The organism is Paraburkholderia sp. BR13439 (assembly GCF_040948805.1).
In the GTDB taxonomy this organism is placed as follows: domain Bacteria; phylum Pseudomonadota; class Gammaproteobacteria; order Burkholderiales; family Burkholderiaceae; genus Paraburkholderia; species Paraburkholderia youngii.
This window is the reverse complement of record NZ_JBFPKN010000012.1, coordinates 1-26,196: the sequence shown is the minus strand read 5'-3', so window position 1 is coordinate 26,196 and position 26,196 is coordinate 1. Positions and strand designations below refer to the sequence as shown.

The 26,196-nt window shown below is 66.5% G+C and carries 18 protein-coding genes, 1 pseudogene and 2 riboswitches; of the genes and pseudogenes, 12 read left to right on the top strand and 7 right to left on the bottom strand.

Features of this window, described 5'->3' with window-relative positions:
• Positions 1 to 66: 66 nt before the first annotated feature.
• Positions 67 to 792, bottom strand: coding sequence for an anti-sigma factor (locus AB3X96_RS23005; RefSeq protein WP_368591535.1), 726 nt, complete (start codon positions 790 to 792; stop codon positions 67 to 69).
• 166 nt (positions 793 to 958) lie between these two features.
• Here AB3X96_RS23005 and AB3X96_RS23000 point away from each other — a divergent pair, with 166 nt between their 5' ends.
• From AB3X96_RS23000 to AB3X96_RS22965, 8 genes are all read left to right on the top strand, one after another.
• Positions 959 to 1,231, top strand: coding sequence for a DUF4148 domain-containing protein (locus AB3X96_RS23000; protein WP_368591534.1), 273 nt, complete (start codon positions 959 to 961; stop codon positions 1,229 to 1,231).
• Positions 1,232 to 1,406: 175 nt separating this feature from the next.
• Entirely contained in the window at positions 1,407 to 2,456 is a 1,050-nt protein-coding gene (locus AB3X96_RS22995) for a catalase family peroxidase (RefSeq protein WP_368591706.1), read from the top strand.
• Positions 2,453 to 2,992: a cytochrome b gene (locus tag AB3X96_RS22990; RefSeq protein ID WP_368591533.1), complete on the top strand. Its 540-nt coding sequence runs from the start codon at positions 2,453 to 2,455 to the stop codon at positions 2,990 to 2,992. The genes AB3X96_RS22995 and AB3X96_RS22990 overlap by 4 nt, the downstream gene beginning before the upstream one ends.
• A 218-nt stretch (positions 2,993 to 3,210) precedes the next feature.
• Positions 3,211 to 6,732 carry an SNF2-related protein gene (locus AB3X96_RS22985; protein ID WP_368591532.1) on the top strand — a complete coding sequence of 1,174 codons (3,522 nt, stop codon included), beginning with the start codon at positions 3,211 to 3,213 and terminating at the stop codon, positions 6,730 to 6,732.
• Positions 6,733 to 7,769: 1,037 nt separating this feature from the next.
• The gene (locus AB3X96_RS22980; RefSeq protein ID WP_368591531.1) at positions 7,770 to 8,510 is read left to right on the top strand and encodes a response regulator transcription factor; all 741 of its coding nucleotides are present in this window, start codon (positions 7,770 to 7,772) and stop codon (positions 8,508 to 8,510) included.
• Positions 8,507 to 9,958: a FecR domain-containing protein gene (locus tag AB3X96_RS22975; protein ID WP_368591530.1), complete on the top strand. Its 1,452-nt coding sequence runs from the start codon at positions 8,507 to 8,509 to the stop codon at positions 9,956 to 9,958. Before AB3X96_RS22980 ends, AB3X96_RS22975 begins: the two co-directional genes overlap by 4 nt.
• A gap of 66 nt (positions 9,959 to 10,024) precedes the next feature.
• Positions 10,025 to 12,511 carry a CHASE2 domain-containing protein gene (locus AB3X96_RS22970; protein WP_368591529.1) on the top strand — a complete coding sequence of 829 codons (2,487 nt, stop codon included), beginning with the start codon at positions 10,025 to 10,027 and terminating at the stop codon, positions 12,509 to 12,511.
• A 42-nt stretch (positions 12,512 to 12,553) separates the two neighbouring features.
• Positions 12,554 to 13,168, top strand: a complete 615-nt coding sequence (locus tag AB3X96_RS22965) for a DUF4136 domain-containing protein (RefSeq protein ID WP_368591528.1) — start codon at positions 12,554 to 12,556, stop codon at positions 13,166 to 13,168.
• A 38-nt stretch (positions 13,169 to 13,206) separates the two neighbouring features.
• Here the strand turns inward: AB3X96_RS22965 and bluB are convergent, their stop codons facing one another.
• From bluB to cobA, 5 genes and pseudogenes are all read right to left on the bottom strand, one after another.
• Positions 13,207 to 13,866, bottom strand: a complete 660-nt coding sequence (gene bluB, locus AB3X96_RS22960) for a 5,6-dimethylbenzimidazole synthase (RefSeq protein WP_368591527.1) — start codon at positions 13,864 to 13,866, stop codon at positions 13,207 to 13,209.
• Positions 13,850 to 15,202 carry a cobyrinate a,c-diamide synthase gene (locus tag AB3X96_RS22955; protein WP_368591526.1) on the bottom strand — a complete coding sequence of 451 codons (1,353 nt, stop codon included), beginning with the start codon at positions 15,200 to 15,202 and terminating at the stop codon, positions 13,850 to 13,852. Before AB3X96_RS22955 ends, bluB begins: the two co-directional genes overlap by 17 nt.
• Before the next feature lie 3 nt (positions 15,203 to 15,205).
• Entirely contained in the window at positions 15,206 to 15,808 is a 603-nt protein-coding gene (cobO, locus tag AB3X96_RS22950; RefSeq protein WP_018421084.1) for a cob(I)yrinic acid a,c-diamide adenosyltransferase, read from the bottom strand.
• Positions 15,805 to 16,239 carry a cobalamin biosynthesis protein gene (locus tag AB3X96_RS22945; RefSeq protein ID WP_368591705.1) on the bottom strand — a complete coding sequence of 145 codons (435 nt, stop codon included), beginning with the start codon at positions 16,237 to 16,239 and terminating at the stop codon, positions 15,805 to 15,807. The genes cobO and AB3X96_RS22945 overlap by 4 nt, the downstream gene beginning before the upstream one ends.
• A 63-nt stretch (positions 16,240 to 16,302) precedes the next feature.
• Positions 16,303 to 17,028: pseudogene (gene cobA, locus AB3X96_RS22940) on the bottom strand (uroporphyrinogen-III C-methyltransferase); the annotation flags it as partial.
• A gap of 243 nt (positions 17,029 to 17,271) precedes the next feature.
• A riboswitch (cobalamin riboswitch) is annotated at positions 17,272 to 17,540 on the bottom strand.
• An 80-nt stretch (positions 17,541 to 17,620) separates the two neighbouring features.
• Positions 17,621 to 17,899, top strand: a riboswitch (cobalamin riboswitch).
• A 202-nt stretch (positions 17,900 to 18,101) separates the two neighbouring features.
• On the opposite strand from cobA, the gene cobW reads away from it, so the two are divergent.
• From cobW to AB3X96_RS22920, 4 genes are all read left to right on the top strand, one after another.
• Entirely contained in the window at positions 18,102 to 19,193 is a 1,092-nt protein-coding gene (gene cobW / locus AB3X96_RS22935) for a cobalamin biosynthesis protein CobW (protein ID WP_303246724.1), read from the top strand.
• A 13-nt stretch (positions 19,194 to 19,206) separates the two neighbouring features.
• On the top strand, positions 19,207 to 23,025 hold the full coding sequence (gene cobN, locus AB3X96_RS22930; RefSeq protein WP_368591525.1) for a cobaltochelatase subunit CobN: 3,819 nt from the start codon (positions 19,207 to 19,209) through the stop codon (positions 23,023 to 23,025).
• A complete protein-coding gene (locus AB3X96_RS22925; RefSeq protein ID WP_368591524.1) occupies positions 23,022 to 24,113 on the top strand; it encodes an ATP-binding protein in 1,092 nt (363 codons plus the stop codon). Before cobN ends, AB3X96_RS22925 begins: the two co-directional genes overlap by 4 nt.
• Before the next feature lie 131 nt (positions 24,114 to 24,244).
• The gene (locus tag AB3X96_RS22920) at positions 24,245 to 24,784 is read left to right on the top strand and encodes a VWA domain-containing protein (RefSeq protein WP_368591523.1); all 540 of its coding nucleotides are present in this window, start codon (positions 24,245 to 24,247) and stop codon (positions 24,782 to 24,784) included.
• A gap of 63 nt (positions 24,785 to 24,847) precedes the next feature.
• On the opposite strand, the gene AB3X96_RS22915 is transcribed toward AB3X96_RS22920, so the two are convergent.
• Positions 24,848 to 25,792 carry a flagellar brake protein gene (locus AB3X96_RS22915; protein ID WP_368591522.1) on the bottom strand — a complete coding sequence of 315 codons (945 nt, stop codon included), beginning with the start codon at positions 25,790 to 25,792 and terminating at the stop codon, positions 24,848 to 24,850.
• Positions 25,793 to 26,196 lie beyond the last annotated feature (404 nt).

Here is a 26,196-nt window from a genome sequence, read left to right as displayed (position 1 = left end):
GCGATGCGTTCGAACTGCAAACACCTGTCAGCGCATTTTATTCCGCGAGGGCCGCGCGCACCGGCGTCAGCGCGCGGTCATCAGATCGGCGGCGCGCATCAGGCCGTGGGTGCGTGCATCGCCCGCGACGACGAAACGCTGCCGCCGCGCGGTCCACGTCAACAGCCGCAATTCGCCGATGCGGCGCGCGGCCCACTGCGGCTCTTCGCGCGCAAACGGCGCCGCCGCCGACAGCACCACCACGGGCTGCTGATCGCCGTTCAGATAGACGAGCTCGTCCACGCGCTGCAATGGCCCGAGCCGCAGCACGCGTTGCTCGACGAGGCGCAGGCCGACCCCGCCGAGATCCGGCGCGGCCGGATCGGCGCGCGTTGGCGATGCCGACGAAAAGGGCCGCGCGCTGGCTTCGGCGAGCGCCATCACGGCGGCGTTGTCGAGCGCTTGTGCTGATACCTGCGCCGCCGCGAGCCAGCCGCTGACGGCGATCACCATCAGCGCGAGGCCTATGAATGCGACGAGCGTTCGACGCGCGGGACCGGCCGGTTGCGCGCGCATGCGAAGCCGGCGCGATCCGCGCAGGTACTCATGCGCGGGCTCCTCGGTGGTCTGAAACGTCGCCTGGATCTGTGCGTTCAAGCGGTCGTAAAAGGCCACCCGCCGTGCTTCCGCCGGATGCTTGTTGAGATAGTCGCGCAGCGCCGCGGCACGTTCGGGCGTCAGCGTGCCGTCGGCATAGGCCTGGATGTCGTCTTCGGACGGAGGAGTGCCGAACGGGCGATGAGTCGAGGTCATGGTGATGCGCGGTGTTGGCTACTGCTATCCGAGTGCAAACACAGGCGCTTGCGCATTTATTCCCCGCGCCGGCGATGTTTTTTTCACGCGGCGAATACAGGAATAAACGCTGCCGACTCGTGGTTCTCCCTGGTGCGAACCCGCACAACACTCTCTGGAGTCGATCATGAAAAAGCTTTCGTTCGTCGCTTTGTCGTTCGTCGTTCTGGCCGCTTCGTCGAGCGCGTTTGCGCAGGCCAAGACACGCGCTCAGGTGTACCAGGAATTGATCGAGGCCCAGCAGAACGGTCTCGACTACGTCACCGACGCGTCGTACCCCGACGTCAGTCCCGTGTTCGCGCGTCAGGTCGAGCAGCACAAGATTGCGCTTGCCACGCAAGCGGCGGCCGCCGCGAGCCGCGTCGCGAACTCGGGCGCGCCGGCTGTTGGCACCCGTTGAAGCATCGGCCACCGGCGCGCGAATGGGTTGGAACGGGCGCGCCGGTGCCGGATGGAATAGATCGTTGCGCGGCGTGTTTGCCCGTACGTTGGTATCCATCCGGCAAGGAGTCTCCGTGACACAACCCTCCCGACCCAAACCCCATCCCCCCGGCTCCGGCCCGCGGCCGAGCTGTGTGCCATGCCGGCTCGCCGCGATCGGCGCGGTCGTGCTCGCGCTTGCGGGCGGCTTCGCGTACACCGCGGGCTGGCTCACGCCCGCGCGTCTCACCGCTCCGCGCATCATCGATACGTTCGAAGCAGTCGCGGGCCAGCATCCCGGCTATCGACGCAATCACGCCAAAGGCCTATGCGTGGACGGCTATTTCGACAGCAACGGCAATGGCGCGGCGCTGTCGCACGCGGCAGTGTTCGCGCCGGGCCGCACGCCGGTGTCGGGGCGCTTCGCGGTGCCCGGCGGCAATCCGTCCGCGCCCGATACGAGCTCGCCGGTGCGCAGTCTCGCGCTGCAGTTCCGGCTTCACGATGGCGAACAGTGGCGTACCGGCATGAACTCGACGCCGGTGTTCGCGGTGCACACGCCCGCGCAGTTTTATCAGCAGTTGCTGGCCTCTAAGCCCGACGCCGCGACCGGCAAACCGGACCCCGCGAAGCTGAAGGCGTTCTACGCGGCCAATCCCGAAACGCAGCCGTTCCAGCGCTGGATCAAGTCGCACGCGCCGTCGTCGAGCCTCGCGAACGCCGCGTACTACGGCATCGACGCGTTTCTGTTTACCGATGCTCACGGCACGACGCGCGCGGTGCGCTGGGCCGTCGTGCCAGACACGCCATACGCGCCGATCACCGCCGAGCAACAGGCCGAAAAGAACTTCCTCGCCGCCGATCTCGACGAGCGTCTGCAACACGGCCCCTTGCGCTGGCATCTGATATTGGCCGTCGCGCAGCCGGGCGACCCCACGAACGACGCGACGCTGCAATGGCCCGAGGACCGTCAGCGCATCGACGCTGGGACGCTCGTGATCGAACGCACGACGTCGCATGAAGACGGCACCTGCCGCGACGTCAACTTTGATCCGACGATCGTGCCGGCCGGCATCGCGCCATCGGATGATCCGCTGCTCGCCGCGCGCTCGGCGGCCTACGCGCAGTCGTTTCAACGCCGCACGCGCGAGGAGGCGCTGCATCCCGAGCTCCATCGAACCCAGCCAAACGGAGAGCACTCATGACCGGCGACCGCACTCACTTCAGTCCGCTCGCGCGGCTGCTGCACTGGACGATGGCGCCGCTGATCGTCGCGATGCTGTTCATCGGCGTGGGCATGGTCGCGACGGTATCGCGCACCCACGAGGCGTTGGTCGCGCTGCATCGGCCGCTCGGCATCGCGTTGCTGCTGCTCTTGCTGGTACGGCTCGCGGTGCGCGTGATGCGCGGCAGTCCGCCATTGCCAGCGCGCATGTCGAAGCCGCAGCGAATCGCGGCGCATGCGTCGCACGTCGTGCTGTACGGGCTGATGCTCGCGATGCCGCTGATCGGCTGGGCGATGCTGTCGGCGGCCGGCTATCCGGTCACGCTGTTCGGTCCGTTGCATCTGCCGCCGATCGCACCGCACGACGTCGCGCTGTTCGCGCTGCTGCGCGCGCTGCATACGTGGCTCGCGTTCGCGTTGTTCGCAACGGTGCTGCTGCATCTGGCGGCGGCGTTGCTGCATGGGCTGATCCTGCGCGACGGGGTGTGGGGCAGCATGGCCCGCGCAGGACGCTGATCCCGGCCGAACTGGCCGCGCCGCGGCTCGTTCGGGCCGTTCTCGATTCGACCAGATCGGCCGGCCCAGCGATTTTCGTCCAACGCGTAAAATGGCCGGTTACCACAGGCAAATCGCAGCTGGACAGAATCGGCCGGGCGTCGCGAGCGAGCGTCTCCCGTCGCATGGTTCGACCCTCGCGCGCTTGCCTTCGCCGGTTTGAACAGGAATGCACGCGGATGTCGTCAGTTTTCTTCGATCGGGAAAGCATTGCGGAATGGCTCGGTGAGCACACCGTCGCCAAGGCGCGCTCGGTGGGCGCGGTCAGCAACGTCAAATGGCAGGGCGAGACGCTGTCGGGCGACGTGCAGGGCTCGCAGCCCCAGCCCTACCGGACACGGGTCCGATTTCGTACCGATCGCGGGTCGCCGTGGGCCGAAGGCGAATGCACGTGCCCGGTCGGGCGCAATTGCAAGCACGTCGCGGCGCTGCTGCTCGCGGAACTCGACTACCACGACGAGATGGATCACATCACGCAGGTCGAGGACGACAGCGGCCCGGCCACCTCGGAGGTGTTCGTCGCGCGACGGATCACGGTCCCGGGCGTGCCGCCGGCGCCATCACCATCTTCGACTCCAGGTGTGCGGCCCGAACTGGTCAGCTGGCTCGAGCGTTTTCGCGCGCGAGCCCGCGCGGCTGACGCCGCCGCCGAAAAAAATGCCGCCCGCAAGGTGGAGGCCCCGAGCAGGGAAACGCTCGCCTATCGGCTCAACTGGTCGCGTTTTCATCTGCGCCACGAGGTCGTGCTGCATCGCGCGCGTTGCGACGCCGACGGCGCGATAGTCGAAGTCGGCGACAGCTGGGGCGACGTCGAAGGCGCGCTGCTCAGGCAGCCGCGCTTCGTGTCCGACGAAGACCTGTCGATTCTGCGCGGCCTGTGGCTTGGCCGCTCGCGCGAGGACTTGGGCCAGTTCGTGCTGCGCGGCACGAGTGGCGCGGAAACGTTGCAGAAGCTGATCGCGACCGGCCGCCTGTTCTTCGACTTCAGGATCGCGCCGGGCGAGGCCCGACCGACCCCGCTCGCGCGCGCCGCCGACCGGCCCGGGCGCATCGAATGGGAGCCGCTCGCCGACGAGCGCCTGCGCCCGGTGCTGCGCACCGAACCGCGCGCGAGCATGGTGCTGCCGACCGAGCCGGTCTGGTACGTGGACGGCGTCGCCAACGAGGCGGGCGTCGTGCCGCTGTCGCTGCCGTTCCAGCAATTGCCCGACTACCTCGCGATGCCGCCGATTTCGCTCGCCGAGGCGCCGCTCGTCGCGTCGGTGCTGCGCGAGATCGCGCCCGAGCTGCCGCTGCCGCCGACCCACGACGCGCCCGCGATTCGGGTGATCGATGTCGAGCCGGTGCCGGTGCTGACGCTGAACAGCCACGCGCTGCCGGGCACCGCGAAGGGCATGAAAACGGCGAAGGCCGCAACAACCGCGAAGGCCGCGAAGGCCGCGAAGGCCGCCGAGCACAAGTCCGCCGCGGTCGAGCTGGCCGCGGCGAGCTTCGAATACGACGGCGTCAGCATCAACGCCGACAGCAGCGTGACGCTGGTGCCGCTGCCGGGCGGCGACGTGATTCACATCCGCCGGCGCTACGACGTCGAGAAAAAGCGCTTGCTGGAATTGCGCAAGACCGGTCTGCAGAAGGTGCCGACGCGCAATATGCAGGCGGCGCGTCTGTTGCCCGACACCATGCTCGGTCTGCCCGATGCCGACGCGTGGTCCGAGTTCGTCAACGACGCGGTGCCGGATCTGGTCGCGAAGGGCTGGCGCGTGACGATGGCGCCCGAGTTCCGCTACAACGTGATCGAGATCGACTCGATCGACGGCACCGCGCAGCAAGCCGGCGACGGCTGGTTCGATCTGGAGATGGGCATCCGCGTCGGCGAGCGCAACGTGCGGCTCGAGCCGCTGCTGGCCGATCTGTTCCGGCGCGACCGGCGCTGGCTGTCTGGCGCGCTGGAGAGCATCCGCGACGACGAGCCGATCGAGCTGAAGACGGAGGAGAACAAGCGTCTGCGGTTGCGCGCCGATCGACTGAAGCCAGTGGTGCGGGTACTGGTCGATCTGTTCGATTCGCTCGGCGGCGCGCTTGCCGAAGGCGCGCCGCTGCGCGTGCCCGCGGTCGATGCCGGCCGCCTCGATGCGCTGCACGACACCGGTCGCTGGCAGTTCAGCGGCGACGCTTCGATTCGCGAGCTCGCGCGCCGTCTGCAAGCCGGACCGGGCTTGCGCGAAGTGGCGGTGCCGCGCGGTCTGAAGGCCGAGCTGCGCGCGTATCAGCACCAGGGCCTGAACTGGATGCAGTTCCTGCGCGAACAGGATCTGGCCGGCGTGCTCGCCGACGATATGGGGCTCGGCAAAACCGTGCAGACGCTCGCGCACATTCTCGCGGAGAAGGAGGCGGGGCGGCTCACGCAGCCCGCGCTGATCGTCGTGCCGACCACGCTGGTGCACAACTGGCGCGAGGAAGCGCGCCGCTTTGCACCGGAGTTGAAGGTGCTGGCCCTGAACGGGCCGCACAGGAAGGAACGCTTCGAGCAGATCGGCGAACACGAGCTGATCCTGACCACTTATGCGCTGCTGTGGCGCGATCAGAAGGTGCTCGGCGAGCACGACTATCATCTGCTGATTCTCGACGAAGCGCAGTACGTGAAGAACGCGAGCACCAAGGCCGCGCAGGCGATTCGCGGCTTGCGGGCGCGGCATCGGCTGTGTCTGACGGGCACGCCGCTCGAGAATCATCTCGGTGAGCTGTGGTCGCAGTTCGATTTTCTGCTGCCGGGCTTTCTCGGCAGCCAGAAGGACTTCACGCGACGCTGGCGCAACCCGATCGAGAAGAACGGCGACGACGTGCGCCGCGCGTTGCTCGCGCGCCGCATCCGGCCGTTCACGCTGCGCCGGCGCAAGGACGAGGTCGCGAAGGAACTGCCGCCGAAGACGACGATCGTGTGCCCGGTCGATCTCGAAGGCGCGCAACGCGACCTGTACGAAACCGTGCGCACGGCGATGCAGCAGAAGGTGCGCGCGGCGGTCAGCGCGCAGGGGCTCGCGCGCAGTCACATCATCGTGCTAGATGCGTTGCTCAAGCTGCGCCAGGTGTGCTGCGATCCGCGGCTCGTGCGCACCCCGAGTGGCATCACGGACGGCGCGGCCGCGAGCGGCGGCGAGCGGGCGATGCGCTCGGCCAAGCTCGATCTGCTGCTGTCGATGCTGCCCGAGCTGATCGAGGAAGGTCGTCGCGTGCTGCTGTTCTCGCAGTTCACCGGCATGCTCGCGCTGATCGCCGAGGCGCTCGACGAGGCCGCGATCCCGTACGTGATGCTGACGGGCGACACGGCTGATCGGGTGACGCCGGTCGAGCGGTTCCAGCAGGGCGAGGTGCCGCTGTTCCTGATCAGCCTGAAGGCGGGCGGCGTGGGGCTGAACCTGACCGCCGCCGACACGGTGATCCACTACGACCCATGGTGGAACCCGGCCGCCGAGAACCAGGCGACCGACCGCGCGCATCGGCTGGGACAGGACAAGCCGGTATTTGTCTACAAGCTGATCGCGGCCGGCAGCATCGAGGAAAAGATCGTCGAGCTGCAGGAACACAAGGCCGGGCTCGCCGACAGCATTCTCGCGGAAGACGCGGCAGGCGCCGCGAAGTTCTCGGACGACGATCTCGACGCGCTGTTCGCACCGATACCGGAAATCGAGGGCGCGCGGTGAGCGCGAACTGACGATCGAACGAGGCAATGCAGAGGCAATGCGCAGCATCCCAGGTCTGGGAATCTGATGCACTGCAGCAACATCAAAGGGGGCCGGACTGTAACAAAACGTCTGTGTATGTAAATGGCCGCCGCGGTCGGCTTCAACTCATACCAATTTCGAACTCGCGCTGTGTAAGACTTGCGCGCCGCGCACTTCTGGACGATGCGTAACAACTACGCTGGCAGCGGTTACAAAGGAAGTTCTTTCATCTTGAGGACGGCTTCGCGCGGGGCTAACGTGAGACTACTCGCGCGGTTAGACCCCGGCGAGCGTGTGTAGTGTTTGGGCGGCGTTGCTTCGACAGGAGCAACGCCGCATTTTTTTGGCCGCCACACTTTGCGCCCGGCATCACCCGCTGACTGCCTTTGACGCATTGCGTCATCGCATTGGTCAGCAATTTAAAGCAGGTCGAACGCATCGAACAAAAACGGGCCTGCGGTCCCGCGCTCGTGCATGACGATTGCATCAAATGACAGATCGCCCCGAGACGAAATCTAACAATGTTTAAACGATTTATTCTGAGATTATTCTTATACTGAACAAGCAATTGTTAAATAAGAGTATCTGAAAGGAATCTTAAAGCGGATAAGCGGCATCGCCGAAAAGCCGCTCCAGCAAGGATCTGCGGTCCGCATTGTGACGTCCGTCCGGGTGCCTCGCACTGCTGGCAGACTGGAGGAACCTAAGAAATACGGCAATCGTTTTTCAATTAGGGTTTTTCGCCACGGATTGCCGGTACCAGGTAAGCGGGATGAAAGAGGGTTTTCGACTATCATGATCTGCCCTGCATAAATCGCTATGGAAATGACATTTATGCGCTGATTTCAGCTTCGTGAAACCAGCGTCATGGCGGGGTACGGCGAGGGACCATTAGTCAGAAAGTAGCAGCCGGAATTTAATGGAAAGCCGGATCGGCGGCGCTATGTCGTCATCCCGGTCGTCAGCCGGTGCGCCGGCCGTCAGCCGCGAAAGGTGCTGTTACGTTGTGGGGTGTTATGAGAATTGCTGTCCTCGATGATGATTCGGCTCAGGCCGACCTTGTGTGTCAAACGCTATCCGCCGCTGGACACGTCTGTCATGCGTATGGCGCAGGGCGCGAACTCGTGCGCCAGTTGCGTCGCCAGACGTTCGACCTGCTCGTGCTCGACTGGAACGTTCCGGACATGTCCGGTGAAGAGGTGCTTCGGTGGGTGCGCGAGAGCCTGTCCGAGCGTCTGCCGGTGCTGTTCATGACGAGCCGCGGCCGCGAATCCGACATCACTTCGATTCTGAATATCGGTGCCGACGACTATCTCGTCAAGCCCGTGTCGGGCGCGGTGCTGCTCGCCAGGGTCGGCTCGCTGCTGCGGCGTGCCTATTACCTGAAGCCGCCGGCGACCAGGGAAGTGTTCGGTGACTTCGAGTTCGACCTGAGCGCCAAGCACGTCGTCGTGCGCGGCACGCCGGTCTCCGTCACGCAGAAAGAGTTCGAACTCGCGCTGCTGCTGTTTCAGCATATGAGCCGGCCGCTGTCGCGCGCACACATTCTCGACGTGATCTGGAAGCAGGCCACCGACATCCCGTCGCGCACGATGGACACCCACGTGTCGATGTTGCGCAGCAAGCTCGGTCTGCGCCCGGAGCAGGGTTATCGGCTCACACCCATCTACGGCTATGGCTACCGCCTCGAGCGGATCGAAGCCGCAACACCACCTACCGCCGACGACGAACCCACTGAAGAAGCGGGGAAGGCGTGACGGTCTGCGTGGGTGTGGCGGCGTCGGGCAGCGGCGCTATCTCCGGCCGCCGCGCCGCCGCGTGGCTTGCCGCGGCCTGTCTGATCGCAACGGGCGCGACCGGTTGGAGCGCGCTCGCGCACGCGCAGCCCGCGCGCGGCAAGGCCGGTGCGAAGGCGTTGCCGGTCTACGCTTCGTACACCACGCACGAAGGCGACACGCTGTACGACATCGCCGGCCGCTACATGGCCGACCCGTCCGACTGGGCGCTGTTGAGCAGGCTCAATCACGTGCCCGCGCCGCGCCGCATGCCGGCCGGCATCGTGCTGCGTTTGCCGTTCCAAAGGCTGCGCCAGGATCGGGACACGGCGCGCGTGGTCGCGACCAGCGGTCCGGTCGAGCACGCGTTCGACGCGAGCCCTTATCTGCCGTTGAAGAGCGGTGAAACGCTTGCCGAAGGCGATCACTTGCGCACCGGCGCGAACGGGTTCGCGACGCTCGAACTGCCCGACGGGTCGTATGTGACGGTCGCGCAAAACGGCGAACTCAATATTGAGAGGCTGCGGCACGTCACGCTGACCGGCGCGGCAGATCGCATCTTCCAGTTGCGTTCGGGCGAGGTCGAAAGCCAGGTCACGCGTGCGACGCGACGCGACGATCGCTTCCAGATCCGGTCGCCTTCGGTGGTCGCCGGGGTGCGCGGTACGCGCTTCCGCGTCGATTACAACGGCGACACGCAGACCACCGCGGTGGCCGTGCTCGATGGCGCGGTCGGCGTCGATCCGGCCACGCAGCACGGCCAGAGCGCCGCGCCGGCGCCGGGCAGGCCGCTGCAGGCGTCCGACCAACTGGTCAAGGCAAGCTTCGGCAACGTCACGCACTCGGGCGAAGCGGTCGGCAGTCCGCTCCAACTGTTGCCGGCACCTTCGCTCGCGCGGCCGGCGCGCGTGCAGGACGGCAAAACCGTCGCGTTCGACGTCAACCGGGCCGAGCACGCGCTCGGCTATCGGCTGCAGATTTCGCACGATGCCGATCAGCTCGACCTGGTGCGCGATCTACGCGTGAGCGTGCCGCACGCCGACTTCGGCGATCTGCCCGACGGCACGTACTTCGTGCGTGTTGCGTCGACCGATAGCAACGGCCTCGACGGCCTGCCGAGCGTGTATGCGTTCGAGCGCCGCCAACTCGGGCTGGACGCTTCGGCCGCGCAGCGCGCGGGCAGCCACGACTACGAGTTCCGCTGGTTCGTCAGCCGCAGCAACGTGCCGACGCGTTTTCGCTTCGTGCTCGCGAAGACGGCTGATCTAAGCCATCCCGTGATCGATCGCACCGATCTCGCGGGCGGCGAGCTCGTGATCAGCGATCTGCCGCCAGGCGTCTACTACTGGACGATCGTCGCCGAGCAGTTCGACAACGGTCGCTTCTACGAAAAGAGCAGCCCGGTCCGCTCCTTTACGCTGGCGCGCTGACGCTGGTAGATTCTCGGAGCCGGCCTGCTGGCCGGTCCGTCCTCTGGTTCCCGACTACATCGTCCCTTGCCCGCCACTTCTACGCGACTGAGCCTCGATCCGCGCGCCCGTCTCGGACGGCGGGCCGGCCGGCGCTTTCTGATCGAGTGGCTCAGCGTTGGCTGCCTCGGCCTCGCGGTGATCCTGCTGACTTCGTTCGGGCGCGTCGGCGCCGGCATCGATCTGCTGGTGTACGACCAGTTTCTGAAGCTGCGCGAGCAGCCGCTGCTGTCGGACATCGTCGTCGTCGAGATCGACAATGCGACCATCGACGCGCTCGGCCGCTGGCCGTGGCCACGCAGCGTGCATGCGCGGCTGCTCGATCGGCTGGCCGCGGCCAAACCTGCCGCGGTGATCTACGACGTGCTGTTCACCGAGCCCAACGTCGACGACGCCCGGCTCGCCCACGCCATCGCGCTGAGCCCGACCTATCTGCCCGTGCTGCTGACGCCGCCCGATGCGAGCGGCGAGCGCACCGTCGATGAACCCATCACGCCGCTCGCGCAGGCATCCGCCGGGCTCGGTCACATCAATTTCGAAGTGGACAGCGACGGCATCGTGCGCAGCGTCGCGCGCTTCCAGGGCGACGAGCACTCGCGCTGGCCGCAACTGACGGTGCTCGTCGCCGACGCGGTCGAACACGGCAAGCTGCATCTGCGCAACGGGCTGCCGCCGCGTCGCTCGAACGAGCCGGCGCGCGGCAGCGACGACGGCCGCGAAGACCGCTTCCTGATACCGTTCGGCCCGAATGCCGCGAACTACGCGAGCTTCAGTTTCGCCGACGTGCTCGCCGGCAAGGTGCCGGCCGATCAGTTGCGCGGGCGCATCGTCGTCATCGGCGTGACGGCGTCGGGTCTGTACGACCGCTTCGCGACGCCTGTGTCGGGCGAGCTGGGTCCGCTGCCAGGCGTCTACATCCACGCGAGCGTGCTCGACACGCTGCTGACCGGCCGCGAGATCCAGCCGGTCACGCTGTGGATCGTGTTCGCGGCGGCACTCGCGCCGCTCGCCGCGTTGCTCGGCGGCTTCCTCGTGCTGTCGCCGCGCCGCTCGCTGATGCTGACCGGCGCGCTGGTGCTGCTCGCCGTGGCCGGCAGCGCGCTGCTGCTGTACGGCGGCAGGCTGTGGATGTCGCCGGTGCCGGCGATCCTCGGCGTCGCGATCGTCTACCCGATCTGGAACTGGCGACGCCTCGAAATGACGATGGCGTATCTACGCGGCGAGCTGCAACGTCTCGCCGACGAGCCGCATCTGCTGCCCGAAACGCCGAGGCGCCGCCGCGAGTTCGGCGGCGACGTGCTCGCGCAGCACATGGCGCTGATGGCTGAGGCCGCGCAACGGGTGCAGGACATGAAGCGCTTCGTGTGGGACAGCCTCGACAGCATGCCGGAGCCGATTCTCGTCAGCGATGTGGGTGGCGTCGTGCTGATCGCGAATCACGCGGCGAAAGCGCATTTCGCGCGGCTCGGCGCGCCGATGCCCGAGGGCCAGCCGATGCATAACGTGCTCGGCGGGCTCACGCTCGTGAAGACGATCGATACCGGCGCGGCCTCGGACAACCAGCGCAACGTGCACGCACACGCGCACTGGCCGGCGCCGCTCGATCCGACACGCGTCGAGTTCGCGGCGCTGATGGCGCAGGGTGTCGAGGTGCGCGACACGAACGAGCGCGACCATCTGCTGCGCTATGCGACCTGCACCAACGCGCAGGGCGAGACGACCGGCTGGATCGCCGGTCTGGTCGACGTATCGGCGCTGCATGCGGCCGAGCGTCAGCGCGAGGACGCGCTGCGGCTGCTGTCGCACGACATGCGCTCGCCGCAAGCGTCGATCATTGCGCTGGTCGAGATCGAGCGGGCGCGGACCGAGCCGGCGCTCGCGCGCGGCGTGCTCGAGCGCATCGAACGCTACGCGCAACGCGCGCTCACGCTCGCCGACGACTTCGTGCAACTGGCGCGCGCCGAATCGCAGGCCTATGTGCTCGAGCCGCTGAGCCTGACCGAACTCGTCATCGATGCGAGCGACGAGGTCTGGCCGCAGGCGCACGCGAAGCGCATCACGCTGCATACCGAAACCGGCGACGACAGCAACGACGATCCCTGGATTTGCGCCGACCGCTCACTGATGACACGCGCGCTCGTCAATATTCTGAACAACGCGGTCAAGTACAGTCCGCCCGACACGCGCATCGTGTGCAGCTTCGCGAGCCAGCCGGCGGCGAGGCGCGAGGGCAGTGGGGCGGCACGCGTGGCGTGCACGATTCGCGACCAGGGCTATGGCATCCCGAAGGAGCAGCAGGCGGGGCTATTCGAGCGCTTTCGCCGTTTTCACGAGGCGCAGCGGCCGGAAGTGGGCGGCGCGGGACTCGGCATGGCGTTCATCAAAACCGTCGTTACGCGCCACGGGGGCAGCGTCGAAGTCGTCAGCGCGCCCGGCGAGGGGACGGCCTTTACGATCTGGCTGCCCGCGCTCGACGACGCGCCGCTCGATGAAACGAGCGCACCGCGCGCCTGATGCGCTCGTGATGGATTCGATGGAATAGAGAGAAGGCAGAAAATGGCGAAGATCGCTCACCTCTGTGCCGCGCTGGCCGCGGCGAGCCTCACCGCTTGCGCGGGCCTCGGCGCCGACGTGCACACCGTCTGCGCTAACTGCGCCGACCCCGCCGTTGCGCTGCAAGGCGAGCAGACCTATTCGCTCGCGCGCACGCAGTCACAGGACGACAGCGCCGACCATCCGCAAGTCGAAAAGCTGCTGCGCGACGAGTTGGCGAAACACGGCTTCCTCGATACGGCGGGCAAGCCCGCGCATTATCTGCTGTCGATCGCGTATAGCACGCGGCCGGCGTCGATCGGCATTGGCGGTGGGGATTGCGCGCCCGCCGATTGCGGCGCGGGCAGCGACGGTCCAGGCGCGCTGCTTTTCGGGAGCAAGTATCAGCACGCGCTGACGCTGCGCTTTTTCGACTATGCGAGCGGCACCGAGCGGTACAAGGTCAGCGCGGTGTATAGCGATCGCGACGCGGACCCGCTGCATGCGCTGCCGCTGCTCGTGAAAACCGCGCTTGCGAAGCTGCCGTACGACGCGCCGGCCGACTGGCGCGTGAAGCTCAGTATCGACAAGGCGAGCGGTGCGCCGAACGTCGAGTCGATGGAGCCGCTGCAGCGCTAAACGACGCAGCTTCGAGTCGCCGGAGCCGTGCGTGTCGGTTATTCCTGCACCGGTTCGCCGCGTGGCCAGCGGTTTTCGAACACACAATCGGCTAGCGGCAGACGGCTCGCCCAGCGCTCCGTTTCGAGCATCGGCTCGCTGTAGAACGCATCGACGTGGCCGAGACACAGAATCGCGACCGGCCGCGCGCCTTCCGGCATCGCCAGCAGCCGGTGCACCGCGTCGACATCGAACAGCGACACCCACCCAAGCCCGAGTCCTTCCGCGCGCGCGGCGAGCCACATGTTCTGGATCGCGCACGCGACCGAAGCGAGGTCCATCTCCGGCAGCGTGCGACGGCCGAACACGTGCCGCTCGCGCCCGTCCATCAACGCGATCACCAGCAGCTCCGCGCAGTCGCGCATGCCTTCGACCTTCAGCTTCATGAATTCGTCGCGGCGCTTGCCGAGCGCGTCGGCGGTAGCGAGCCGTTCGCGCTCGACGATGTCGCGCAAGCCCGTGCGCAGCGCCGCATCGGTGATGCGCACGATGCGCCACGGCTGCATGTAGCCGACGCTCGGCGCGTGATGCGCCGCGTCGAGCAGACGCCTTAGCACCGCCGGATCGACCGGATCGGGCACGAAGTGGCGCATGTCGCGGCGTTCGTAAATCGCGCGATAGACCGCATCGCGCTCGGAGTCGTCAAAAGGCTTCGCCATGAAAGAGGGCGGCCGTGAAAGCCGGGTTGGAGGGCCAGTAAGCGTGCATATAGGTTGCCACAATCGGGCCCACGCGGAACACCGCTTCGCCGGGGGTGTCGCTGCGCGCGCGGGTGGCGAAGCGCTGCGGCTCGAGCGGTGTCGCGAGCTTCGAGTAGTGGAACGTGTGGCCGGTCAGCGTGCCGTGGATGCCGTCGATCTGCTGCATGCCGAGCGACGTGAAGCGCGTTTGCATCGTCGCGTGACCGGGCAGCAGGCCGAGCATCCGCGTGCTCGTGCCTTGCGCGTCGGTCAGGGTGTCGAGCAGGTAGAGCATGCCGCCGCATTCGGCGACCACCGGTTTGTCCGCCACGACGTGTGCGCGGATCGATGCCGCGCTGCTCATGTTGCCCGCGAGCGTCGCCATATGCAGTTCGGGATAGCCGCCCGGCAGATAGAGCGCATGCGCGTCGGCGGGCAACGTTTCGTCGGCGAGCGGCGAGAAATAGCTGAGCCGTGCGCCGAGGGCTTCGAGCAGCGCGACGTTGGCGGGGTAGATGAACGAGAACGCGGCGTCGCGCGCGATCGCGATGTGCGTGCCTTCGAGCAGACGCGGCAGCACCTCGGGCGACGGTGTGCCGAAATCGACCGGCGGCGGCAGTTCGGCGAGCGCGGTCGACGCGAGCGTATCCGCCGCGTGTTCGAGGCGCGCTTCGAGATCGTCGATCTCATCGGCCTGATGCAGGCCGAGGTGCCGGTCGGGCAGCGTGATCTCGTCGCTCGCGGCGATGTGGCCGCACCGGCGCAGTTCGGGCGGCAGCGCTTCCTGCAGCATCTGCGCGTGCCGGGCCGAACCGACGCGATTCGCGAGCACGCCATGAAACGGCAGTTGCGGTCTGAAGCGCGCAAGACCGAACGCGAGCGCGCCGAAGGTCTGCGCCATTGCCTGCGCGGAAATCACCGCAAGCACCGGCACGCCGAACGTGGTCGCCAGATCGGCGCTGCTCGGCGTGCCGTCGAACAGGCCCATCACGCCTTCGATCAGGATCAGATCGGCTTCTTGTGCCGCCTGCGCGAGCAGGTTGCGGCACGCGCTTTCGCCGACCATCCATAGATCGAGCGACAGCACCGGCGCGCCGCTCGCGCGCGCGAGGATCATCGGGTCGAGAAAATCCGGCCCGGTCTTGAACACGCGCACTCGGCGTCCGAGCCGCCGGTGATAGCGCGCGAGACCCGCGGTGATCGTGGTCTTGCCTTGTCCCGAGGCGGGCGCGCTGATGAACAGCGCGGGGCACGCTGCGGAGCGAGTCCCCTTGGGGGGCGCCGCGAAGCAAGTCCCGTTGGGGGGCACGGACATCGCTCAGAACTCCACGCCGCGCTGCGCCTTCACACCCTGCTCGCGATACGGATGCTTGATCGCGCGCATTTCGGTGACGAGGTCGGCGGCTTCGATCAGCGCGTCGGGCGCATGGCGCCCGGTCACGACGACGTGCAGCATCGGCGCGCGCGCGTTGATCACCGCGAGCACTTCGTCGAGCGGCAGGTACTCGTACTTCAGCACGGTGTTCAGCTCGTCGAGGATCACCATCTGGTAGTCGCCGCTTTCGATCATCCGCCGCGCTTCGTTCCAGCCCTTGCGCGCGGTCGCCATGTCGGCTTCGCGGTTCTGCGTGTTCCACGTATAGCCGTCGCCCATCGTGACGAAATCGCATTGCGCGATCGCGCCGAGGAAATCGCGCTCCGACGTATGCAGCGCGCCCTTGATGAACTGCACGACACCCAGCCGCATGCCGTGGCCGAGCACCCGCACGGCCATGCCGAACGCGGCCGTGCTCTTGCCCTTGCCGGTGCCGGTGTTGACGATCAGCAGGCCTTTTTCGACGGTCGCGCTGGCCTGCTTCTTTTCGTGGCCTTCGCGGCGCCGCTCGGTCATGCGTTGATGCGATTCGGGGTCGGTTTTCATCGGAGGTCCTGATCTTGAGGGGCGGGATGGAAGGGCGCTACGTCGCCGGGTGCGCTGTCGCTCGCCGCCGCAATCGCGACGGTAATGCCGGCGTGCGTGGTCTTGCGTACGACCAGACGTGCGTTTTGCGTGATTGTCGCGCAGACCGACGCTGCTGCCGCCAGTAGCGCACACGGTTCGCACACACCGTCGACACCAAGATGCGCGCGCGCGGCCGCCGACGGCGACGCGACCGGTGCGGCGGCGATCTGCTCGCGGCTGAACAGTCGCAGCGGTAGTTGATGGCGCGAACAGAATTCGAGCAGACCTGCTTCGTTGGCTTTTGCGTCGATCGTCGCAATGGTGTGGATCTGCTCGAAGGCATTCGAACCGAGTGCTGCGCGCACGGCGGCTTCGATGTCAGCCGCATCGCTGTGCAAGCGGCAACCTATGCCGACGCTCAGCGTTTTAATCGCGCTCGCAGCTTGTTCGTGAGCGACTCGGCCGTCGCGTTTGGCCGCATCACGCGCAAGCGCGAACGAGGCCACGCCGCCGATCACGACGATCGCCGGCGAGCCGAGCCCCGCGCGCACGACCGCCTCGGCAAATTCGCGCAGCGGCGCGAGCACGTGACGCTGCTCCGGCCGCGTCGCCGATTCGATCGCCGCGCAGGGCGTATCGGCGGACATGCCGGCCGCGAGCAACGCGCCGACGATTTCGCCGAGCCGCCGCATGCCCATATAGATCACGAGCGTCATGCGCGTCGCGGCGAGTGCGGCCCAGTCCGGCTCGCCACCGTCGGCGCCGTGGCCGGTGACGAACACGACGCCCTGCGCGTAATCGCGATGCGTGACCGCGATGCCGAGCGTCGCGGGCGCGGCGATGCCGGCCGTGATGCCGTTGATCACGTCGACTTCGATACCGGCCGCCTGCAGCGCCTGCAATTCTTCGCCGCCGCGGCCGAACACGAACGGATCGCCGCCTTTGAGCCGCGCCACGCTGCGTCCCGCGCGCAGATGCCCGAGCATTTGCGCGACGATGTCCGCTTGCGGAGTCGACGGATGGCCGCCGCGTTTGCCGACGTACACGACTTGCGCGTTGGCGGGTGCGAACTGCAGTACGTCGGGATTGACCAGATCGTCGACCAGCACGACATCGGCCTGCGCGAGCGCACGGGTGGCCTTCAGCGTCATCAGTTCGACGTCGCCGGGACCGGCGCCGATCAGCCAGGCGCGCGTCATCGCGGCGTGCATGGCGCCTGCCATGCGGAGATTGGGGGAGAGAAGCGGCGCGCGACGGTGCACGCGGCGGTGAATATGGATGTCATGCGGTACAGCGAATCGGGGCGCGGCCACTCGTGCGGTTCGCGGCGGATTCTTCAGTGAGAACGCCACGACACGCGCGATGCCACGTTTCTACGCCTTCACATCCGTTCCCCGCGGATTCCGGCGGCCGGCGGCGCAACCTGATGCACGGATGCATGCGGCGCCGCCTCCACGTCTGGCCGGTATCCGGGCTGGCGGCCTCACGCGCTTCGCCTTCCCGTGCCGGTTGCGAATCTGCGGATTCGCGGGGACAGTGGCATCAAAAAACGCATGCGCGGCACAGCGGAATCGAAGGCGAATCGAATCGCGCGCCGCAGGTCGCTTACCGTTGCGGGGACAGCACAGGTTGAACGCGCGACGCGCTGCCTGTTTCCCGTTTAACTGCACATGCGAGCGCATGTGCGGGCACCAAACGCGCGCATACGATAGCACATGACGCCTTGCCAGATAAGCCTCGGCGGCGCTTTCCGACGCCCTGCGTTCCTTGACTGCGCATGCCCGGGGGCCTACACTCGCACGCACTTTGGGTGCTCGCGTGCGCGTTCGTGCGCATGCAGTTAAACGGGAAACAGGGAGCCATCTGCGCTAGAGCGGCTAACCTGTGCTGTCCCCGCAACGGTAAGCGAAAAGCGGTTCCGGCTTGATAGCCGGGCGCCGCGGTGCCGGCTTCGATGTCCTCGCGCAAGGTCGCGTCGACATATCACCACTGGACGAGAAACCACTCGTCCGGGAAGGGGAAGCGGCGCTTTCGCCAGCCCGGATACCGGCCCGAAGAAGCAGAACGACCGCCGCGGGGATGCGGCGGCGCGTTCATGACCTCAGTTCCGCTTTCTGTATTTCCGTTGTCGCGGCAATGCCGTCGTTCGTCCCCGTTTCTGGTGATCGCTGGTACTGTTGCGCGTGCTTCATTCGCTCCATTCGCCAGCCGATGCCGACCGATGCGCGGAACTTGCGGCAGACCGATGCAACGCAAAGGGATGGACCTCACGATGCAAACTCAATTGCGCAAGATTCCCGTCACGATCGTCACCGGCTTTCTCGGCAGTGGCAAAACTACGTTGCTGCGGCACATTCTTCAGCATGCGGGCGGCAAGCGCATCGCGGTGATCGTCAACGAGTTCGGCGAACTCGGCATCGACGGCGAAATCCTCAAGGGCTGCGGCATCGGTTGCGATGAAAACGGCGTCGAGACCGAAGGGCAATTGTATGAACTCGCGAACGGTTGTCTGTGCTGCACCGTGCAGGAAGAGTTTTTCCCGGTGATGGAAAAGCTCGCGGAGCGGCGCGACGAACTCGATCACGTGCTGATCGAAACCTCGGGGCTCGCGTTGCCGAAGCCGCTCGTGCAGGCGTTCAACTGGCCGCAGATCCGCAACGGCTTCACGGTCGACGCGGTGGTGACGGTGGTGGATGGCCCGGCCGCCGCAAGCGGGCAGTTCGCCGATAACCCCGTCGCCGTCGATGCGCAGCGCAAGGCCGATCCGAATCTCGATCACGAGTCGCCGCTGCACGAGCTGTTCGAAGACCAGTTGTCGGCTGCCGATCTGGTGATTCTGAACAAGACCGATCTGATCGACGACGCGCGGCAGCACGAAGTGGAGGCCGCGATCCGCGCGGAGATTCCGCCGCAGGTGAAGATCGTGCGCGCGCAGCGGGGGCAGCTCGACCTGCATACGCTGCTGGGGCTCGAAGCGGCGTCGGAACAGACGATCCATCTGCGTCACGACCACCACGGTTCCGCCGACGACCCCGATCATCACCACGACGAATTCGATTCGGTCGTCGTGCAGGCATCGGTGCCGTCGCGCGACGCGGCGCTCGCCGCGTTGCAGACGCTGGTCGAAAACCACACGATTTACCGTGTCAAAGGCTTCGCGGCACTGCCGGGCGCGGCGATGCGCCTCGTGATCCAGGGCGTGGGCCGGCGCTTCGACAGCTACTTCGACCGGCGCTGGCAGGCGGGCGAAAACGGCGACGACGCCCTGAGCCGCTTCGTCCTCATCGGCGAAGACCTCGATCAACCCGCGCTGCAACAGGCGTTCGACGCGGCGCTCGGCGCGACGTCGAACGCGACGGCATAACGGGCGCACAAGCATGCATTTGCTGCGCACGACGCCGGGCGGTTTCGTCGACGATACGCAGGGCGTGATCCGCATCGATCAGCAGCCCGCCGATATCGTCGTGCTCAGTTCCGCCGATACCACGCTGTCGCTGCTCGCGAGCGTGGTGCCGCGTCTCGATGAGGGCTTCCCGAGCCTGCGGCTCGCGAACGTCACGTATCTGCGTCAGCCGGCCTCGGTCGATTTCTATCTCGACGACGTGTTGCAGCATGCGCGCGTGGTCGTCGTCGATCATCTCGGCGGCGAAGCGTATTGGCCGTACGGCATCGAGCAGGTCGTCGCGCTCGCGCAGCGCAAACAGCAAACGCTCGCGATGTTTTCCGGCGATCTGCAGGAGGACCCGAACCTGCTCGCGCGCAGCACCGCGAGCGCCGAGTTGTGTCAGCAGTTGTGGCGCTATCTGCGCGAGGGCGGTCCGCAGAACGCCGAGGCGTTTTTGCGCTGCATCGCGTACCGCGCGCTCGGTTGGGGGCGCGAACCCGAGCCGCCGCGCGCATTGCCGGCCGCGTCGCTGTATCACCCCGAGCGCGATACGCCTACCGTTGCCGACTGGCAGGCGCGTTGGCGGGAGGACGCGCCGGTTGTCGCGATCCTGTTCTACAAGGCGCATCTGCAGGCCGCCAATACCGCGGTGTTCGATGCGCTGATCGATGCGCTCGAAGCGCAAGGGCTCAATCCGCTGCCTCTCGCGATCACGTCGTTGAAGGATGCGATGAGCCGCGATGTCGTGCAGTCGCTGTGCGCGCAACATGGCGTCGCGCTGGTGCTGAACACCACCGCGTTCGCCGCGTCCGCGATCGACGACCCCGAGCCGCTCGCACTCGCCGGCGAGGCGCCGGTGTTCCAGGTGATCCTGAGCGGCGGCAATCGCGACGATTGGCTGAAAGACAACCACGGCCTCAATTCGCGCGACATCGCGATGCACGTCGCGCTGCCCGAGGTGGACGGGCGCATCATCACGCGCGCGATCAGCTTCAAGGGGCTCGCGTATCGTTGTGCGCATACGCAGGTCGACGTGGTTCGTTATCAGCCCGACCTCGAACGGGTGCGCTTTCTCGCCGAGCTGAGCCGGTGCTGGTGCCGTCTGCGTTCGCTCGATAACGCCGACAAGAAAGTCGCGTTGATTCTCGCGAACTATCCGATGAGCGAAGGGCGCATCGGCAATGGCGTGGGGCTCGATACGCCGGCATCGGTGGTCGGCATTCTGTCGATGCTGCGCGATGAGGGCTATCGTGTCGGCGAATTGCCCGACGACGGCGACGCGTTGTTGAACAGGCTGACCGAGGGCGTGACCAACGATCCGGTCGTCCGCGATCTGCGTCCGGCCCTGCAAAGCCTCGCACTCGACGACTATCTCGCGCATTTCGACGCGTTGCCGGCGAACGTGCGAGACACGTTGAACGCGCGCTGGGGCAAGCCCGACCAGGACCCGACGCTGCGGCGCGGCCGCTTCATGATCGCTGGCTGGCGCTGCGGCCAGGTGTTCGTCGGCATTCAGCCTTCGCGTTCGCGCGAGCAAGGCGACTATGCGAGCTATCACGATGCCGAGCTCGTACCGCCGCATGCGTACCTCGCGTTCTACTTCTGGCTGCGCCACCAGTTCGGCATCGACGCGGTCGTGCACGTCGGCAAGCACGGCAACCTGGAATGGCTGCCGGGCAAAAGCGTCGCGTTGAGCGATGCGTGCTGGCCCGATCTGATTCTCGGGCCGATGCCGCATCTGTATCCGTTCATCGTCAATGATCCGGGCGAGGGCAGCCAGGCGAAGCGGCGCGCGCAGGCGGTGATCATCGATCATCTGATGCCGCCGCTTACGCGCGCTGAAAGCTATGGGCCGCTGCAAGACCTCGAGCGGCAGGTCGACGAATACTACGAAGCATTGATGGTCGATTCGCGTCGCGCAAAGCTCTTGCGTCGCACGATTCTGATGACGATCGTCGAGCATCGGCTGCACGAAGAACTGAGTCTCGCGGCGCCGAACGGACAGGACGATGAAGACGCGCTGCTCACGCGCGTCGATGCGTGGCTGTGCGAGCTGAAGGAAGCGCAGATTCGCGATGGCCTGCATACGTTCGGGCAGTCGCCGCGCGGCGTGCAGCGGCGCGATACGCTGCTCGCGCTCGGGCGCTTTCCCATCGGCGATGGACACGGCGGCAAGGCAGGGCTCGTCGACGCGCTGGCGCGCGATCTGCGCATCGATCATCTGTTCGATCCATTGAGGGTGGATTGGGCCGCCGCATGGGACGGCCCGCGTCCCGAAGTTTTGCAGCGGGTCAGCGACGCACCGTGGCGACATTGCGGCGATACCCGCGAGCGCCTCGAGTTGCTTGCGGGCGAGCTGTTGCGCGGCGTCTGCGGTGTCGATTGCGATGACGCGGATCGTTCGCGGGCCGTCCCAGCAGGCGACGAAGATCTGCCGCAAGCGGCACAGGTGATCGCGCGCCTGCGCGAGGACGTGCTGCCGCGCCTCGACGCCTGCGGTCCGCAGGAAATGACGCAGCTCAAGCGCGGCCTCGAAGGGCGTTTCGTGCCGCCAGGTCCGAGCGGCTCGCCTTCGCGCGGTCGGCCCGACGTATTGCCCACCGGCCGCAACTTCTATTCGGTCGACACGCGCGCGGTGCCGACCCAAGCCGCGTGGGCACTCGGCCTGAAATCGGCGCAGCAACTGATCGAGCGGCATCTGCAGGAGCATGGCGATTATCCGCGCGCGATCGGCCTGTCGGTCTGGGGCACTGCGACGATGCGCACCGGCGGCGACGATATCGCCCAGGCGCTCGCGCTGCTCGGCGTGCGGCCGAAGTGGGCGCCGGGCAGTCATCGCGTGACGGACTTCGAGATCATGCCGATCGAAGCGTTCGACCGGCCGCGTATCGACGTCACGTTGCGCGTATCCGGTTTCTTTCGCGATGCGTTCGCGAACGTGATGCATCTGTTCGATGCGGCCGTGCAGGCGGTTGCCGAACTCGACGAGCCCCCGGAGCTGAATCCGATTCGCGCGCGCGTGCAGCGCGAACGCGATGCGTTGATCGCCCGCGGCATGGACCCGGTCGATGCGCGCAAGCGCGCCGGCTGGCGTGTGTTCAGCGCGCGACCCGGCGCGTACGGCGCGGGTCTGCAGCAGATGATCGACTCGCGCGAGTGGCAGAGCGACGCCGATCTGGCGAACGCGTATCAGGCGTGGGGCGGATATGCGTATGCGCAGAAGAGCGCGGGCGAGGAAGCGCATCAAGCGTTTGGCGCGCGCCTCGCAGCGCTGGATGTGGTGCTGCAGAACCAGGACAACCGCGAGCACGACGTGCTCGATTCGAACGACTACTACCAGTTTCAGGGTGGCATGGTCGCGGCGGTCCGGCATCTGGCCGGTCAGCAGCCGAGTGTCTATCACGCCGATCACAGCAATCCGGCCGCGCCGCGCGTGCGGACGCTGCAGGAGGAGATTGCGCGCGTGATCCGCTCGCGCGTCGTCAATCCGAAATGGCTCGATGGCGTGAAGCGCCACGGCTACAAGGGCGCGGCCGAGATCGCCGCGACCGTCGACTATCTGTATGGCTACGACGCGACCGCGCGCGTGATCGCCGATCATCAATACGCGCTCGTCGCCGATGCTTATCTGAACGACGCAGACACCCGCGCGTTCATGCAACGGCACAACCCGCATGCGCTGCATTCGATCTGCGAGCGTTTGCTCGAAGCGATGCAGCGAGGGCTGTGGCAGCAGCCGGGCGACTATCGCGCGCAGGTGGAAGCGCATCTGCTTGCGAGCGAACAGCAGATCGAAGGAAGACAAACATGAATGGAGCGATGCGAGGAACGGACGACCTGGGTGGCGCCGGCTCCTCATCGGGCACCGCGTCGCGGCCGGTTTTTCCGTTTGCGGCGCTGATTGGCCAGGCTTCGTTGCAGCAGGCGCTGGTGCTCGCCGCGATCGATCCGGGCTTGGGCGGCGTACTGATCAGCGGGCCGCGCGGCACCGCGAAGTCGACCGCCGCGCGCGCGCTCGCCGAGCTGCTGCCGGAAGGGCAGCTCGTGAATCTGCCGCTTGGCGCGAGCGAGGATCGTCTGATCGGCACGCTCGATATCGAAACCGTGTTGCGCGACGGCTCGGTGCGCTTCTCGCCGGGGCTGCTCGCGAAGGCGCATCGCGGCGTGCTGTACGTCGACGAAGTCAATCTGCTGCCCGATGCGCTCGTCGATGCGTTGCTCGATGCGGCGGCGAGCGGCGTGAATACCGTCGAACGCGATGGCGTGTCGCACAGTCATGACGCGAGCTTCGTGCTGATCGGCACGATGAATCCCGAAGAGGGCGAGTTGCGGCCCCAACTGATCGACCGCTTCGGTCTGATGGTGGAGTTGCAGAACGCGTTCGAGCCGCAGGTGCGGCAGGCGATCGTCAAAGCGCGGTTCGCGTTCGATCTCGATCCCGCGGGGTTTCGTGCCTCTTATGCGGAGCAGCAGGCTTCATACGTGCAGCGAATTCGCTTGGCGCGCGCGGCGCTGCCGCTGCTGGCGTTCGATGACCCCGTCCATGCGCGCGTGAGCGCGCTATGCATCGACGCGGCCGTCGACGGCCTGCGCGCCGACCTCGTGATGCTGCGCGCGGCGCGCGCGCTGGCCGCGTTCGAACAGACGGATGCGGTGACGGTCGGACATGTGGAGCGCGTCGCCGATGCGGTGCTGCTTCATCGGCGACGTCAACATGATTCGCAACATGGGAATCAGCGTCAGCCGGAAAGCGAGGCGCGGTCACAGGGCGTCGCCGGGGGTGCGTGCGGCGATACGGCGATATCTTCCGCTGACTCCGACTGGGGTTACCTGCCGCCCGAGCCGACCGCGACTGTGCCTGTCAAAGGCGTCATTCCGCTCGACGCAAAAAAACGCTGAGCCATCGGAAGGGCGCCGCCGCTGACTCGCGCAGCGGTTTTCGATGGCCGCAAGGTGCGGGGACGGATGCGCGCGACACGTCGCGCGGCGAACCGGGCCGGCGCATTGCCTGGCCACCGACGCTCGCCGCGATGCGCGAGCGCACGCTGCGTCGCGAGCATTTGCGTTTCGCACGCGAAGCGCCGCGCGGCGGTGTGCTGCATTGCTTCGTGCTCGATTGCTCCGGGTCGATGCTGGCCGGCCAACGCCTCGCGCTCGCGAAAGGGCTACTGACTGCCTTGTTCGACCGTGCGAGTGCGATGCGCACCGAGGCTGCGCTGATCTACTTCGGCGGTGCGGGCGCGGACATACGCTTCGGCCCCGCCGTGCCGCGCTGGTGGAACGAGCGATGGCTCGCGCCCGTGGGCGGAGGTGGCGGCTCGCCGCTCGCGTCGGGCGTGCGGAGCGCCGCGCATTTGCTCGAGCGCTGCGCGCGGCGACGGCCGGCCCAGCAGCGCTGGCTCTGGATTCTGACCGACGGCCGCACGCGCGACGAACCCGCGCGGCCGGCCGACGCCGACGAAGTCGTGTTCGTCGATTTCGAGCGGGGTGCGATACGGCTCGGCCGTTGCGAAGTGCTCGCCAGTGCGTGGGGAGCGCGGCGGTTGACGCCGGAACAGTTGATCGGCTGATCGATGTGTGCGCAGCGAGTTCGGACGGCTCCGTTCGCGCGCGTTGGTTGCCAGCCGGAGCGTCTATTTCAGCCCGTTGGACCAATGCTGGACATCCTCCTGACGATCGAACACGAACACCTTCATCGCCATCTGTTGAGCGGAATCGAGTTGATCCAGTTCGAGCCCATGCATGGACGGCTCGCCAGGCGTCTTGCCCTTCTGAACGTTGCGGATCACTGCCATCGTCTCGATCTGCGAATCGTATTCGGCGGACTTCAGCCGAAACGCGATGCGCAGCCGCTCGCCGACCTCGCCCAGTGTCCATGACGCGCACAACGACATGCCGAGTGCGCTGATGCCTTTGGCGAGGCCAAGGCCTTCGTACGTGTCGCCGGCCCCACCGATGCCAAACCGCACGGGCAGATGCGCGTGGACGCGGATCGATTTGCGCTCGCGTAGCCGGCGGACCATGCCGGGTCTCGACAACACGACATAGTCGAACGGCACGCGGCAGATTGCTTCGACCGTGCAGACGAAACGGAACACGGCCTGACTCGCGATCGCGACGAGCTCGACGTTCTCGCCGGGCGTGAGCGGCAGCGGTTGGCCGTGCTGCATCGGCGGCGTGACGAACAGCGCATGATTCGGCGCGAAACCGATGATGCGGCATGGGTGCATCGGCGCGCCGCTGCCGAGTTGCGAACGCATGCCGATCAATGCGCCGATCTCGAGGTGCATGTCTTTCAGCGTCAGCTCGCCGGTCTCGTCGGGCTGGGTCGTGGGCGCCGGCGGTTGTTGTGCGCCGAGGTCGTGCAGGTCGCCGCGGTGCGGGTGGAAGTGTTGAAACAGAAAGGCGCGTTCGTCGGTGGTCGCGAGCGTCGTCGCGCTTGCGAACAGCAGCGTACCGTCGGCATCGACGATCGGCCATGGGAGCGGCGTGCCTACCGGCACCGAATCGGGTTCGAGCGCCGGCGATGCAGCGGCGCGCTGGGTTTCCTCGACGTGTGCGTCGACGGGATTGTCCATAGTCGGCAGCTAATTTAAGTGGCGGGATGATCTGATTGACGGCGCGGAAGGGTAAAACTTTAACTTGGGGACCGTTGGCGGATTCGAGCTGTGCTCGGACTACTTTGTTTTATCGGTATCTGGACTTCAGTGGATTGAATTGGAGGACTAACTATTTTTGCTTCTTTTTAGGTCTGACGTGCGTTGACTCTTTTACGGGTGTGGGCAAGGAGATGGAGACGAGAGTCTTTGCTCCCAAAAGAAATTCGCAGAAGGGGCTTGACGGGTTGTCGATCGCTCTCCATAATCTCGTTTCTCTGCTGCAGACGCAGCGACGCAAACGAAGCAGTGCCGGGTGGTGGTAGTTCAGGCGCTGCGGGTTGGGCGGATCGATCTTTAAAAACTAACAGCCGATAAGTGTGGGC